Source organism: Variimorphobacter sp. HTMS_6, from assembly GCF_059717775.1.
This window is the reverse complement of record NZ_AP046094.1, coordinates 4,114,507-4,128,250: the sequence shown is the minus strand read 5'-3', so window position 1 is coordinate 4,128,250 and position 13,744 is coordinate 4,114,507. Positions and strand designations below refer to the sequence as shown.

12 protein-coding genes and 1 pseudogene are annotated in these 13,744 nt (G+C 37.2%); 4 read left to right on the top strand and 9 right to left on the bottom strand.

Going from position 1 to position 13,744, the window contains the following annotated elements:
* Positions 1 to 49: 49 nt before the first annotated feature.
* The gene (locus AC6IWN_RS18630; protein ID WP_497989589.1) at positions 50 to 2,020 is read left to right on the top strand and encodes a fibronectin type III domain-containing protein; all 1,971 of its coding nucleotides are present in this window, start codon (positions 50 to 52) and stop codon (positions 2,018 to 2,020) included.
* Positions 2,021 to 2,153: 133 nt separating this feature from the next.
* Here the strand turns inward: AC6IWN_RS18630 and AC6IWN_RS18625 are convergent, their stop codons facing one another.
* The 5 genes from AC6IWN_RS18625 to AC6IWN_RS18605 form a co-directional block, all read right to left on the bottom strand.
* Complete coding sequence (locus AC6IWN_RS18625; RefSeq protein ID WP_497989587.1) at positions 2,154 to 3,503, bottom strand: aspartate aminotransferase family protein; 1,350 nt, start codon at positions 3,501 to 3,503, stop codon at positions 2,154 to 2,156.
* Between the two features lie 50 nt (positions 3,504 to 3,553).
* On the bottom strand, positions 3,554 to 4,465 hold the full coding sequence (locus AC6IWN_RS18620; protein WP_497989585.1) for a substrate-binding periplasmic protein: 912 nt from the start codon (positions 4,463 to 4,465) through the stop codon (positions 3,554 to 3,556).
* Positions 4,466 to 4,531: 66 nt separating this feature from the next.
* The gene (locus tag AC6IWN_RS18615; RefSeq protein ID WP_497989583.1) at positions 4,532 to 5,227 is read right to left on the bottom strand and encodes an amino acid ABC transporter permease; all 696 of its coding nucleotides are present in this window, start codon (positions 5,225 to 5,227) and stop codon (positions 4,532 to 4,534) included.
* Between the two features lie 12 nt (positions 5,228 to 5,239).
* Positions 5,240 to 5,968, bottom strand: a complete 729-nt coding sequence (locus tag AC6IWN_RS18610; protein WP_497989582.1) for an amino acid ABC transporter ATP-binding protein — start codon at positions 5,966 to 5,968, stop codon at positions 5,240 to 5,242.
* An 81-nt stretch (positions 5,969 to 6,049) separates the two neighbouring features.
* A complete protein-coding gene (locus AC6IWN_RS18605) occupies positions 6,050 to 6,649 on the bottom strand; it encodes a cytidylate kinase-like family protein (protein WP_497989580.1) in 600 nt (199 codons plus the stop codon).
* A 378-nt stretch (positions 6,650 to 7,027) separates the two neighbouring features.
* Between AC6IWN_RS18605 and AC6IWN_RS18600 the strand changes: the two genes are divergently transcribed.
* The gene (locus AC6IWN_RS18600; protein WP_497989578.1) at positions 7,028 to 8,146 is read left to right on the top strand and encodes a PucR family transcriptional regulator; all 1,119 of its coding nucleotides are present in this window, start codon (positions 7,028 to 7,030) and stop codon (positions 8,144 to 8,146) included.
* Positions 8,147 to 8,245: 99 nt separating this feature from the next.
* Here AC6IWN_RS18600 and AC6IWN_RS18595 read toward each other — a convergent pair.
* Positions 8,246 to 8,377: pseudogene (locus AC6IWN_RS18595) on the bottom strand (sporulation transcriptional regulator SpoIIID); the annotation flags it as partial.
* Between the two features lie 277 nt (positions 8,378 to 8,654).
* On the opposite strand from AC6IWN_RS18595, the gene AC6IWN_RS18590 reads away from it, so the two are divergent.
* Positions 8,655 to 9,590, top strand: a complete 936-nt coding sequence (locus AC6IWN_RS18590) for a magnesium transporter CorA family protein (RefSeq protein WP_497989576.1) — start codon at positions 8,655 to 8,657, stop codon at positions 9,588 to 9,590.
* Between the two features lie 175 nt (positions 9,591 to 9,765).
* Here AC6IWN_RS18590 and AC6IWN_RS18585 read toward each other — a convergent pair whose 3' ends face one another.
* The 3 genes from AC6IWN_RS18585 to AC6IWN_RS18575 form a co-directional block, all read right to left on the bottom strand.
* Positions 9,766 to 10,044 (bottom strand): GlsB/YeaQ/YmgE family stress response membrane protein, encoded by a 279-nt coding sequence (locus tag AC6IWN_RS18585; RefSeq protein ID WP_497989574.1) that lies wholly within the window; start codon positions 10,042 to 10,044, stop codon positions 9,766 to 9,768.
* A 13-nt stretch (positions 10,045 to 10,057) separates the two neighbouring features.
* Entirely contained in the window at positions 10,058 to 10,285 is a 228-nt protein-coding gene (locus AC6IWN_RS18580; RefSeq protein ID WP_497989572.1) for a CsbD family protein, read from the bottom strand.
* Between the two features lie 515 nt (positions 10,286 to 10,800).
* A complete protein-coding gene (locus AC6IWN_RS18575) occupies positions 10,801 to 12,756 on the bottom strand; it encodes an HD-GYP domain-containing protein (RefSeq protein WP_497989571.1) in 1,956 nt (651 codons plus the stop codon).
* Positions 12,757 to 13,001: 245 nt separating this feature from the next.
* Here AC6IWN_RS18575 and AC6IWN_RS18570 point away from each other — a divergent pair, with 245 nt between their 5' ends.
* Entirely contained in the window at positions 13,002 to 13,724 is a 723-nt protein-coding gene (locus AC6IWN_RS18570) for a nitroreductase family protein (RefSeq protein ID WP_497989569.1), read from the top strand.
* Positions 13,725 to 13,744: the final 20 nt, after the last annotated feature.

Sequence of the window (13,744 nt, the reverse complement as noted above, 5' to 3'; positions counted from 1 at the left end):
CCCGTAAAAAAGCGATAGAATAATTCTATGAGGGAAAGAAGGTAATATAATGAAAAACAGTAAGATTATTGTCTGTATACTTTCGGTTATTATGGTTTTCTCAATGATAACGATAGTACCAGTAAAAGCAATTGCAAAAACAAGTAGCTGGGAGATCGAGAAGCAGAAAAAAACAGCACTGGACAAGGAATACCCATTGAGCTTTGATACGGGGGGAGTGACCTACGGTTATAAGGATGGAACAGTTGCCGTGATGGACACCTATACAAGGAAACTAATTAAGAAAACAAGTTTTACTGAAATTAATGAGATAAAGAAAAAAAAGAATAATGTAGATGCAATTGTTGTGAAGGAGTCAAAAGGAAAGAGATTATTCGGTGTGATAGACAAGACCGGTAAGACTTTAATTCCTGCCACAAAATATACTGAGATTTTCTTTAAGACCAATGGTTTTCGCGCCGTTGATGCAGCGAAGAAAAATTATTTTATCTCAAGATCCGGAAAGGTATTATGTACTTTTAAGAACGGCGAAAAGATAGTAGAGTATGGTAAGTATTTTGCTGTCCTTAATCAGAGAACCCTTAATTTTATTGCAATGTATGACTATAACGGCAAACGCGTTAGCAGCATTCCCGAGAAAGAAAGAACCGCGGCTAATCAGTATTATATGTTACAGAAAACCCTTGTGCAGGGCATAAAGGATCAAGTAGCGAAAGAAGATTTAATTCCGCAATCAGACAGGGATAAGTATCCTAAGGGTAAAGTAGAAAATATCATAGACATCGACCCTGTCTCAAATTGTTATATTGTCTTTTTACGACAAGATCTTATTGTTGATGATGAGTCCGTCAGCGTTGGACAAAAGAACTACTTATTTGACTTGAACGGAAAGCTAATTACTAAGGCAGATGAAATTGATAAATTTGAAAACACCAGCAAGTATGTTGCTTGTTATAGTGATGAAGATGTAACAGAAGGAACTATATATAACGCTACCAACGTTACACCAACTGCTGTAAAGTTCTCTTTCAAAAAAGATTATGACTTTCTAAAATTTAAAACTTTTGGCGACTACATCATATTACTGAAATGTCAAACTATTGATTCCGGAATAAAGACACCTGATCCAGCGGGTGTTGTATTTGACCTAAAGGGAAATGTGGTAAAACAATGCGGTTCGATTACCTTTGTTGGTAATTATGTTAAAATAGATGGTAAGTACTACAATAACAAAATGAATGAAATGAAAGTTGCCGGTACTTTGTTTGAGGCCAAAGATGGATATATGATAGTTGGAAAGAAAAAATCAGGTAAAGTAAATGTGACATTCACAGACAAAAACTTGAATAAAATCACTTCCGCTGTATTGGATCAAAAGGCGATATACCTTAGTTATGATAGCGAAGATTCTCCCGCTCCCATCAGTGCGAATTTTGATCTACTTCCGAACAACGCAGGGGTTCATTTTACAAATGTTCATTTCGATTATAAATATGCAAAGCATTATTTCATAAATAATAAAGGTACCATCGTAAAGACTTTTACTGACACTAAAGACTATCATTTCTATAAAGCAGTATCAAGTAAAACCGCTAATAAATTAGTTGTATTGAAAACACAAAAAGCCGCAACTGTTAAACCTGGCCAAACAATCATTACAAGCGCGAAAAGCACGAAACCAGGCGAGCTGGCAATCAACTGGAAGACGATAAAAGGTGTAACCTTTTACCGTGTGGAGCTCACACGAGAAGATAATCAACAGTATATATCAATAGATTCCAAAACAAATAGTATCATAGTTCCCGGATTGACCCAAGGCATGTCCTATCGAATAAGGATTAGAGCATTTCTAGATCATAGTCCTTATAGCCTAGTAGGGAAGTATAGTAAACGTATAGAAGTTAAAATAAGTAAAAGCAAATATCTTCACGATACTTTTGAGATTCGGAAAGAAGTTTTTTCCTTGTTGGGAAATATGACATCGGTATACAAAACATGGTGTAAAAATTTAATAATATAGGTTAAACAAGTTAGAGCTGTTGCAAAGCTAGCATTACGTTAGCCTTGCAACAGCTCCCTTTTTATTGAGGTAGCGTATTAATATTGTGTCTTTGCTTTTCATTTATTCCTGAGACAGGATGCGGGCAGAACTTCTACATGCTGGCTACAATCGCTTCTTCTAGTATCTCTAATCCACATTCTAATTGCTCATCAGTAATTACTAATGGACTTAGGAAACGGATAACATTAGAGTATACACCTGCACTTTCAACGATAAGTCCTTTTTCATACGCATGTGTAACGATATCAGAAACCACTTTCGCATTTGGGGTTTTGCTCGCCTTATCTGTTACAAATTCAATACCCATCATGCAGCCAATTCCGCGAACGTCACCGATTATGTCATATTTCTCTTTCCACTCGTTAAATTTTTCACTGCATTTTTCTGCAATCTCCAGCGAACGACCACATAAATTGTCGCGTTCCATGATTTCAATTACTTTTAAGGCAGAGGCACAAGCTAAGGGGTTGCCACCATAGGTGCCGCCGATGATGCCCGGTTTGATATTATCAAAGATTTCTTCTCTGGCTGTGACAGCACTGAGCGGAACGCCGCCGGCAATTGATTTTGCCATAGCGATAATGTCAGGTGCGCATCCAGCTTCATCCCAATAGTTTGACACAAACATCTTACCGGAACGGGCAAAGCCTGTTTGCACTTCATCTGCAACAAGTAGAATTCCATATTCATCACAAATTTTTCTTACTGCCTTAACCCATTCAATCGGAGCTGGTATAAAACCACCTTCACCCTGCACCGGTTCAACAACAATCGCAGCCACATATTCAGCCGGTGAAGCCTCTTCAAATACCTTATGAAGTTTCTCGATGTAATAATCCATCGCCTCTTCCTCACTATATCCCTTTGGTCCACGATACAGATAGGGGAATTCGGCACGGTAGATTCCATCCGGAAATGGACCAATTCCGTTTGCATATGCCTTTTTCGAGGTCATGGATGCTGCTAACAAGGTTCTTCCATGGAATGCACCGGAAAATACGATAATATTCGGTCTCTTCGTATATGACTTAGCAATTTTTACTGCATTTTCATCTGCTTCCGCACCTGAATTTGCAAACATTGTCTTTTTCTTTGTGCCCTTTACCGGTACAATTTCATTTAATTTTTCTGCTAGCTGAATATATCCTTCGTGAGTTACAATATTCATCATCGCATGAAAATACTTTTCCGATTGAGCTTTTACCGCTTCGATAAGTTCCGGATGACTATATCCAATGTTAAGAACACCAACTCCTCCTACCCAGTCGAGAAATATATTGCCATCTACGTCTTCAAACATAGCCCCTTCTCCTCGACTTATCACACAGGGATATACACTTTTAATCGATCCAGGCATTGCTTCCTTTCTTCGATCTATAACCGCCTTAGCTTTAGTGCCTGGCAAAGGTGTGATGATTTTTGGTAAAGCATTCTTTAACATAGTCCTCTCTCCTTTTTCTTACTCAGCATTTATTATTTTGATTCCACTGATTATTTAACGTTCTTCGTTGCACCATCTTGTGTACTTACGTAGTAATCATCGGTTAATCCGTAGTTTGTTAAGATATGTTTTAAGGTTCCGTCATCTTTCATTGCATTTAACTCTTTGTTGAGTTCTTTGATAAAGTCTTCATCTTCAAAACGTACTGCACTACCAATCTGACCGCTTGCTTCTGCTTCATATGGTGCTAAGAGCTTTAATTTTAAAGAACTGTCACTTGATAATGTGTAGCCCGCAACAATACCATCCGTTACAACCGCATCAACTTTACCCATATTTACAGCTGTCATTAAGGTAGCCTGATTATCATAAGCTGTTAATTTACCGATTTTACCGTCATCAAGCCATTTTTTCGCTGTATCATAGAAGGTAGTGCCTGGCTGTGCTCCGATATTTTTACCCTTTAAATCATCCTTGCTAGCAATTGCGGAGCCCTCAGGAATTACGACAGCTTCCCCTTCCTGATACCATTTATCAGAGAAAGCAGCGATCTGAAGTCTTTCATCCTTAACATACATACCATCCACAACCATATCAATGCTCTTGTTGTTCAGTTCCACTAAAAGATTGGAGAAGTCAATAACCTTTAACTTAATATCCGGAATTCCAAGTCTCTTGCAGATCTCACGTAAAATCTCAATATCAATACCTTTTAATTCTTTGGAATCAACGTCCTGATAACAGAACGGTGCATCATTAGAAGATCCGATCTCAATGTATCCTTTTTCTTTAATCTTCTTTAGTAAAGCAGATTCACCGGAAGAAGCTGCAGCAGTTGTAGGAGTGGTTCCATCCGCTTTTGTCTCTTTGTCCTTCGTGCCGCAACCTGTCAATAAAGCGAACATCAATAAGAGTGTTAATAAGAGTGACACCGTTTTTCTCATTGTTTTTACATTCTTCATAATTAATCCTTCTTTCTTTTTGTATTTGCTTTATGGCTTCATTTCATAAACATTGTTCCCAATGTGTTATTTCCCTTGATTTAGCTTTCGTTCTACGATTTTTGATAAATGCGATAGCGGAAGGCTGATTACCAAATAAACGAGAGCTAGTATTGTATATGCTTCCACGGTAAGGAAAGTCTGGGAAGCAAAGGTTTTGGTTCTAAGCAATAATTCCTGAACTGAAATCATAGCTAGAAGTGATGTATCTTTAATCATCATTACCAGATAATTGCCGAATACCGGAACGGAGTTTCTTAACGCCGGCGGGATTACGAAGTGTAACATAACCTTTTTCTCACTAAAGCCGAGTGCCAGGCCCGCTTCTCGTTGCCCAGAATCAATTGCTAAAATTGCTGCTCGTATTACCTCTGACATGTAACATCCATAATTGATAGCAAAACCGATGATACCGCAGGTTGTTGCTTCCGGTTGAACATTTATATGGATTCCCATCATGGTTCCGATTCCATTGATCAACATCGGCATTACATAATAGATATAGAAGAACTGTACTAGTAATGGTGTTCCTCTGATAAATTCAATAAATACAGTGATAATACCTTTCAGGATTTTGCTTTTTGAAAGTCTTCCGATTGCCAATACTAACGCAACGATGAGTGAAAGTATAAAGCCGATTATGGTGACATATAATACAACGCCAATTCCGTTAATCAAGCTGGGTCCTAGAGTATCTATGGCTTTTTGAAAATGAAGTTCCATATTCGTCACCCCCTACAGTACACGGGACAGGAACGCCCGTGTTCTTTCATTTTTTGGATTCGTAAATATATTGTGTGGTGTGTCATCCTCAACGATATAACCGCCGTCCATAAAGATTACTCTGTCAGCTACATCTTTCGCAAAGCCCATTTCATGAGTAACAACCACCATAGTCATACCTTCCTTCGCAAGCTGCTGCATAACCTCAAGCACATCGCCTACCAGCTCCGGATCTAGTGCGGAAGTTGGTTCATCAAATAATAGGATATCCGGGTTCATCGCTAAAGCCCTGGCGATAGCAACTCTCTGTTGCTGACCTCCTGAAAGAGCGGAGGGGTATACATGAATTTTACTTTCGAGGCCAACCTTCTTTAAGAGTTCTATCGCTTGTTCCTCTGCTTCCTTCTTCGGTACTTTGTTTAGTTTGATTGGACCGAACATAACATTTTCCAGCACCGTCTTTAACGGAAACAGATTAAATCTTTGAAAAACCATACCTACATGTTGTCTATACTGTGTTACCTTTTTACCAAGCTTCATGATATCCTCATCCTGGTAAATGATTTCACCACCTGAGGGCTGTTCCAGCAAATTAATACAGCGAAGCATTGTACTTTTTCCGGAACCGGAGGGTCCAATGATGACCACTACTTCTCCTTTTTTTACAGATATGCTAACATCACGAAGAACTTCGAGATCTCCAAAGGATTTTGAGAGTTTTTTAATTTCCAGCAAAGCCATAAAAACACCTTCCTTCCATACAAAAACGGAGCCATTCATTTTTAGAAGGCTCCGTTGCTTAATTTTTATATCTTATTCTTTTTATACATGAAATCTCTTTTTTATAATTTGTGCCAATACATCACAGGTTCCATCAACACCAAGGAGACTGGAATCCAGCATAACATGCTTATAATCCTTATCCGACATTGTGAATCCACAATAATGTCTGTGATATGCTTCTCTTGCTTTATCAACATCTGCAATCATCTTCTTTGCTTCGTCGGGCTGCATATTTAAACTTTCAACACAGTTTTTTAGTCGTTCCTTATAGGGAGCATAAATAAATACTTTGATGATGTTCTTATGATCATTCAGAATATAATCTGCACAGCGTCCTACGATGATACAAGATTCCTTTTCCGCCAAATCAAGAATAATCTTCTTCTGTGTTGAAAAGATGGTATCCTGAATTGAGGTAGTTCCCATGCCCAAAGGATAGCTCATGTTAAAGAAGGCTGATTTTGCGGTTTCTTCATTATCGCTAATCGCTGATACGGGAAGAGCTAGCTTTTTCGCTGCCATATCCACAATTTCTCGATCATAGTATTCCACTCCGATCATCTCACTGACCTTAAGTGCAATTGGACGTCCCAGACTTCCGAACTGGCGTGCAATTGTTACAACGAATTTATCACTCATACAAATCTCCTCCTTTAATAATTATGATTGATAATAGCGAGATTCTTATGTAATAATCTGTTTCACATTAGTTGATGTGATTTGTTTGCTATGAGTAGATTATAATGAACACTTCAGAATATTTCAATGGACTTTGATTACGAAGATTCTCCCCTCTAATTGTACGCAAAGTACAAACGCCTAATTTTAAACCCTCGGAAAGCTTATTATAAACTTTGAATCTTAGGTAGTAATTCATACCATTTGTTCTTTTCATACAATTTCATCTATGATATAGTAAGAACAACACCGAGAACAGAGAAGCGATATTGCATCTTATGTCCGATGCTATCACGATTAACTACATAGCCAAGTAATTTTATAGGAGGAGAGAATTTCATGAAGACCCAGGTTAAATCACTTTACGATACAACTAATACAAAATACAGACTCACCTTTCATGCCGGAGAGAATGGTCTGATCAATTCCGTATCCTGGATTTACTTAGCGGAGGATATTCATAATATCAGCTTCCTAAAGGGTGGCGAGCTTGTGATTACTACCGGCCTTTTTCGATCAGGTGGAGTTGAATTATTGGATTTTATCCGTGAACTCGCGATGAAAAACTGCAGTGCGGTAATTATTAATGTGGGTAAATATTTATTTGAAGAGGATATCACTCCAGAGATTGTGCAATTTTGTGATATAAATAAAATCCCCCTATTCACCATGCCTTGGGAGATTCATCTCGTAGAAATTATGCAGGATTACTGCCGTCTGTTATTGATGGATAACCAGCGTTCGGATCACCTGAGTGCCGCATTCCAAAGTGCACTATTCCAAACCACTGTCCCGGAAAATATCCTGCGTACCCTGAATCAATTCGGCTTTACAACCATCAGTGACTATCGTGTTATGGTTATTCGTAATCTTCATGATTCAACCATCATCACTTCTCCCCTTAACAGCTATTCCGTAAAATATCATCTGTTCCAGTACGATAATATGCAGATTCTGATTTATCAATGCACGCCGGAGCAATTGCCGTTTAAAAAGATCCTTGAAATAATCTGCTACTGCGATAGCATTATACTGGGAGTGAGCGATGTCATGCATACCATCACTCAGATTGGTCAGTGCTATAAGCGTGCATGCTTTTCGTTAGCTACAGCAGAGCTATGGAATCGAAGCTACATCGTATTTGATGAGCTTGGAATCTTCCAATTATTATTCTGCAACTCCGACCCGGATCTATTAGAAAAGATTTATTCTAAGAATCTTGGAATTCTGGAGAAACATGATCTGGAGCACGATACCGATTACCTAAACACGCTCCGCATCTTTTTGTTATCCGACTGCAATCTGATTGAAACCGCCTCCAGACTCTACACCCATCGCAACACCATCGTATACCGTATTCGTAAAATTAAGGATCTACTCGGTACAGAGCTTGATAACTCCTCCATCAAATTTGACTTGTTGCTGGCGTATTATATAAAAGAATATATCTCTATGTAGCCAATAATAACTCCTCTCCAGAGAGTAAACAAAGGCCAGAGGCGCCCCTTAGCACCTATAGCCAAATTCACAACTAATATACTTTTAGCAATAACTGTTCTGGTTTGTTACATCTGTGTGTACGGTTGATTTCGAAATGCCGAACTGTTTTGCGGTCTGTCTCACAGTAGCATTATTATCAATAATAAAATTCGCAATTTCAACCGCTCGTTCCTCTATATAGCCTTTCATAGTGTCTGCGTTCCAACACCTGCGGAACGCATTCCCCCTTATTATCGTTGTTGTTACATTGTATGCAAAGGAATACATCAGTAGTACTGTGAATAAACCGCATTGTAAAATTAAATAAGGTAATGCTAATGATAAATAGCCCTATCATTAAAAGAGTAAAATTATTATTTACTTCTGTATATTAGGAGGTATAATATGGTTAACAGAAACAGATATATGCCGTTACTACTATGCTTTTAAAACGGTTTAGAAATAGATTGTTAGGAGAGGAGTAATTATGTTCTACCAGATTCAAGATGAAATTAAAGAGATACAGAGTATTGATGTGAATCCGGATAAGTTAACCATTGGTATAATCACCTTAGATGAGCTTGTACAATGTTATGAGCAATTTGGGTTTTCCTACATCACAATTGCTGAATGCAAGAATGGGGGACGGCATATTCATGGAACGCTAAATTCCTATTATGATTATATGTTCGGTGTAATCATTGCGATAAATCCCAACCAAATTATCAAGCTTCAGGATCGTCTAGGTCTTTATATTAAAAAAAATCTTATGCTAATTGTTATCATTGAAGATAGAGATGAGAGCTCTAAGATTAAATTCCAGGACATATTAAGCAATCTGAATTTGAATAAGTTGACTCAAGAGCGTTTATTCTTTACAGTACTCGAGAAATTTATCAGTGAAGATTACGCCATTCTTGAGGATATTGAAGATGAAATCACCGGTTACGAGGAAAAAATTGATGATCTAAAGATGGATAATGATTTCACTCATAAAATTACGGACGTAAGAAAAAGGCTTATGCTGATAGATAATTATTTTCAACAGTTTGTCACAATTGGAGAAGTATTAGAAGAAAACGCCATCGATATATTCGACGAAGCAAATGTTCATTATTTCAGTGTATTTGCCAGCCGTGCTGAGCGATTAAGCAATAATACCAGAATGCTACAGGAATATGCAGTTCATGTTCGAGAGGCTTATCATGCACAATTAGAGTATGATCTTAATCGAATCATGAAGATATTTACGGTTGTCACAACCGTCTTTCTTCCATTGACATTAATCGTTGGGTGGTATGGTATGAATTTCACATCTATGCCGGAAATCACTTGGCGATATGGATATCTTTTCGTTTCCATACTATGTATTATTGTTGCAATCATTTGTTTTATCTTCTTTAAAAAGAAAAAGTTCATGTAGAGATACTATATGTCCCAGTAGAAGTGCAATCATGTTGCTCTTCCCTAAGACATGCAACCATATAAAACTATAAAAAAGTGATGAATAATGAACTGACCCTTATAAGTTGAACCTAAAAATTTAACTTATGCGGGTCAGTCCATTTATAACTTCATCACTTTTTAATATAGCTATTTTAATCTCTGCTCTTAAATAGACTAACAATACCTAATACAATCACAGCTCCCACTATGGCTACTACAAAGCTCCATAGATTTAAACCGGTTGCAGGTGCAAGTCCAAATATACTAGCCACCCAACCACCGACAAATGCGCCAACGATACCGAATAAGAGATTCGCCCACATACCCATCTCTTTACTCTTGCCTGTAATTAAACTTGCTATCCATCCGGATATCGCTCCTAATATAATCCATACAATAATACTTGTAATAGTAGGCATAACAAATACCATAATGTTACTCCTTTCAAGACATCTTATCTTTTTTATTTTTCAGTTTCTCGTTTGCCCGATCCATAAGATTATTTGCTTCCTGGAACATGTTTTCTTTTACATTACCGAATTTGTCTTTCACTTCTGTTGTCATATTCTTAAATTTTCCGGTAAATTCAAGTTCCTGATCATTTGTAATCTTACCTGTTGTTTCCACTACCTTTCCTACAATCTTATCCTTTGCGTTTTCTATTTTCCCCATATGAAACACCTCCAAAAAATAAGCCGTCAGATATTTGCTTATGTTATAATATTTGCATTTTAAAACCTTCCTATACTATTCAAATATTGACATAAAATTTTTATTAAATTGAAAATATAATAACCTACACAAGCGTTAAAAAGGTCTCCTCACGATTTTTTCAAAAACAGGTGAATAGCCTGAGGTTCTACTATTTTTATTGCGTCCATACTTTCTTTATACATTTATCACTTCAATACTTTTAAAATAGCGTATGTATTATTAATCGATACAGAGACCGTTTGTCGCCGTTGGTTCTTAGGTTGTGACAGATGGAACATCTGTTACGACCTTATGAACCACTACGTGCGACAACGAGTGAAAACGTGTCTTCTGTATGGATAATAATACATACGCTATTCATTAACCTAAATGTGATAAACTACACAAACTGATATTTGGGTGCATTCACCATCAAATAGAATACCTCAGGCTAACAACCGTCCCTCGTAAGAAAACGTCCGCCAGCCGTCAATTCATATAGTTTTATTGAACTTATGATAAAGCTTTTCAATTTGATTACGATTTTGTAAAAATACATCAACAATGGTGGGATCAAAATGCTTTCCTCTTCCCTCCTCGATAATACGGAAGGAATCTTCAAGTGGAAATGCCTCTTTATACGGACGCTTACTTGTTAGTGCATCAAACACATCCGCAATTGCTACAATCCTTGCACTTAACGGAATCTCATTTCCTTTTTTCCTGAAGGGATAACCGGATCCATCCCATTTTTCATGATGAGCCTCTGCAATCTCGATTCCGATTCCGAACAAGCTCTTTCCTTTATCATGCAGGTTTTTATCAGCTGTCCTTAACACCTGTCCACCGAACTTAGCATGCCTTTTCATTTCTTCAAATTCATTCTCAGTCAGCCTGCTGGGTTTTAACAGAATGTCATCCATGATCCCAACCTTACCGATATCATGCAAAGGACTGAACTCATATATCTTTTCGATGTACTCCAGTGTGATTGTATCGGTATATAATTCATTTTCATACAATAACTTGGCGATCAATCTTGAATATTTCGCCATACGCTCCATATGCTCTCCGGTATCTTCATCACGCGCCTCTGATAATTTCGCCAGTGCCAGGATGCTACTGAAAATGATATCTTTGGTTATAATATTCTGGTTTAAACTGATTGCAATACTATTTGCCAAAGTGCCTAAAAAATTAGAATGCTCTATTGTATAAACATTCTTGTTAATACTGGAGAAGAAAATCATGCCCACCGGTTCTTTGTTGACTTTTAACGGTAAAGCAATTGATGCCTTAATTCCATATTCCAGAAGCATCTTGTTATAAAGCTTTAACGGGGCTCCATCACAATATTGCTCCAAATCATTGATAATTCTGGCTTCTCCGGACTCCAGTACCTTATCAAGGCTTGTCTCATTCAGATACCAACCTAATCCCATTAATTTTTCTGTCAATCCCATAACCGAGCCGTCCGTTACACCATAGGATGCTTTTATCATCTTCTTATCATTGCTCATCAAAGCGATACCAATGTAATTAAATGGTATAAATGTAGAAAATGTATTATTTATGTAAGTCAATATCTCCATGAATGAATTATTATTATTCATGTTCTCGATCAATGAAATCAATTTCGTAATTTTTAAGAATATCCCATTTACCTCATCAACCATCGGCTTCATATTCTTCTGGATCGATAGATTATTATGAGTTTTCATCTCAGTAAGTCCTATATCCGATAGCCCTCTATATAACTGATAATATGGTCGAAATAAATAATTACTTAATCCGATCAATGACACAATTATGATAAAAATCTGCAAACCAATTAATGCATATGCAACATGTTCATATCTTTTATCTGTTTTAATTGTGCTATCTTGAACCTGCTGAAAAAGGCTTTCTGAAAGGTTGAGCAACAATAAATTATTATTATTAACAAACCTTGCACCACTAATTATCTCTTGTGTATTATCCGCTTCAATAATGTCATGAATTGCTTGATCAAATTCTTTCCAGAGTGCATCAATTTGTGTTAAATACTCTGACTGATTAATTACCTTTGCATTAATATGTATTTTTCTCCCATTTACATTAATGTTGTAGTTATGAAAAGCTACCAGATTTGATGCAAATCTGTCCCTTTCCTCCTGTAAATTTATTCGGAGACTAGCAATCTCTTTATTGATCTCGACCTCTGCCTCCCCAATATCAGACTGGTTTTTCTCTTTCACCAGATAATATAACCGATTGGCGTCTTTACCCATCATCTGAGTATACATTCTTTGTTTACCGAATATATTTAGAATGTTTTTGTCCTCATATTCTCTACGGGTATTATACTTATACAATACAACTACTGCGATAAGTATCAAAAGGATTGCTGCTATTAATATGTATTTTATTGTTTTAATCAGTACCAGGACAGATGAATTAGTGCTTCTCACGTATATTATCCCCCTGTATTCTCTATTAAACATGTTTATCGTAAGTATATCTATAACCTCAGTTTAGGTTATTTCCATAATACTGTCAAACATAATTCGCGAAATTTCGATGTTATTTTCTGGGGATTGTTACACTTATACTATATTTGATAATTGTAATCCTTTCTTTATTTATGCTAAAGTAGATTACATAAATATTCATTCGCAACATTCATATAAAATATCGTAATGAAAGGGATTTTAACATGAATCAAATCGAAGCAATTAACTTACGACAATCTAGGCGTACCTACCTTGGTACTTCCATAACACCGGATAAAATATCTCAATTACGCTCCTTGATTGAGCAATATAACGAGCAAAGTGGATTATCCATCCAGTTAGTAGAGCATGGCAAGGAAGCTTTTCAAGGTATTACTTCAAGCTATGGTATGTTTAGTGGAGTGGATAGCTTTATCGCTATGGTAGGAAAGACGAATGACCCACACCTGAAAGAGAAAGTAGGATATTACGGAGAATTACTGGTTTTGGAGGCAACTATGCTTGGACTAGGTACCTGTTGGATAGCCGGAACCTACAACCGTAAGAAACTTCCCTGCTCTATTGATGATGGCGAAACACTTGTATTGGTCATATCCATCGGAAATGTTAGTGAGAAGAAAACCTTTAAGGAGAATGCAATCTATAAACTAGCCCATCGTGGAACAAAAACCATTGAGCAGTTAAGTACGGCAATTACACCTGCCCCACAATGGTTTACGGAAGGAATGAAGGCTGTACAAAAAGCTCCCTCCGCGATAAATCGCCAACCTGTCATGTTCTGCTATGAGAACGGAATAGTAACGGGTGAAGTAACGAAAACCGATAGTCACCAGCTCATAGACCTGGGAATTGCTAAAGCCCATTTTGAAATCGGTGCAGGTGGCAAATTCGAACTTGGAAATAGAGCGGTGTTTACGAAAGGCTAGACAATGAATATTTATGTAAT

Bases quoted from the DNA above. Each gene is read 5' to 3' on its own strand.
- AC6IWN_RS18630 (WP_497989589.1), top strand. From the start codon at position 50: ATGAAAAACAGTAAGATTATTGTCTGTATACTTTCGGTTATTATGGTT.
- AC6IWN_RS18625 (WP_497989587.1), bottom strand. From the start codon at position 3,503: ATGTTAAAGAATGCTTTACCAAAAATCATCACACCTTTGCCAGGCACT.
- AC6IWN_RS18620 (WP_497989585.1), bottom strand. From the start codon at position 4,465: ATGAAGAATGTAAAAACAATGAGAAAAACGGTGTCACTCTTATTAACA.
- AC6IWN_RS18615 (WP_497989583.1), bottom strand. From the start codon at position 5,227: ATGGAACTTCATTTTCAAAAAGCCATAGATACTCTAGGACCCAGCTTG.
- AC6IWN_RS18610 (WP_497989582.1), bottom strand. From the start codon at position 5,968: ATGGCTTTGCTGGAAATTAAAAAACTCTCAAAATCCTTTGGAGATCTC.
- AC6IWN_RS18605 (WP_497989580.1), bottom strand. From the start codon at position 6,649: ATGAGTGATAAATTCGTTGTAACAATTGCACGCCAGTTCGGAAGTCTG.
- AC6IWN_RS18600 (WP_497989578.1), top strand. From the start codon at position 7,028: ATGAAGACCCAGGTTAAATCACTTTACGATACAACTAATACAAAATAC.
- AC6IWN_RS18590 (WP_497989576.1), top strand. From the start codon at position 8,655: ATGTTCTACCAGATTCAAGATGAAATTAAAGAGATACAGAGTATTGAT.
- AC6IWN_RS18585 (WP_497989574.1), bottom strand. From the start codon at position 10,044: ATGGTATTTGTTATGCCTACTATTACAAGTATTATTGTATGGATTATA.
- AC6IWN_RS18580 (WP_497989572.1), bottom strand. From the start codon at position 10,285: ATGGGGAAAATAGAAAACGCAAAGGATAAGATTGTAGGAAAGGTAGTG.
- AC6IWN_RS18570 (WP_497989569.1), top strand. From the start codon at position 13,002: ATGAATCAAATCGAAGCAATTAACTTACGACAATCTAGGCGTACCTAC.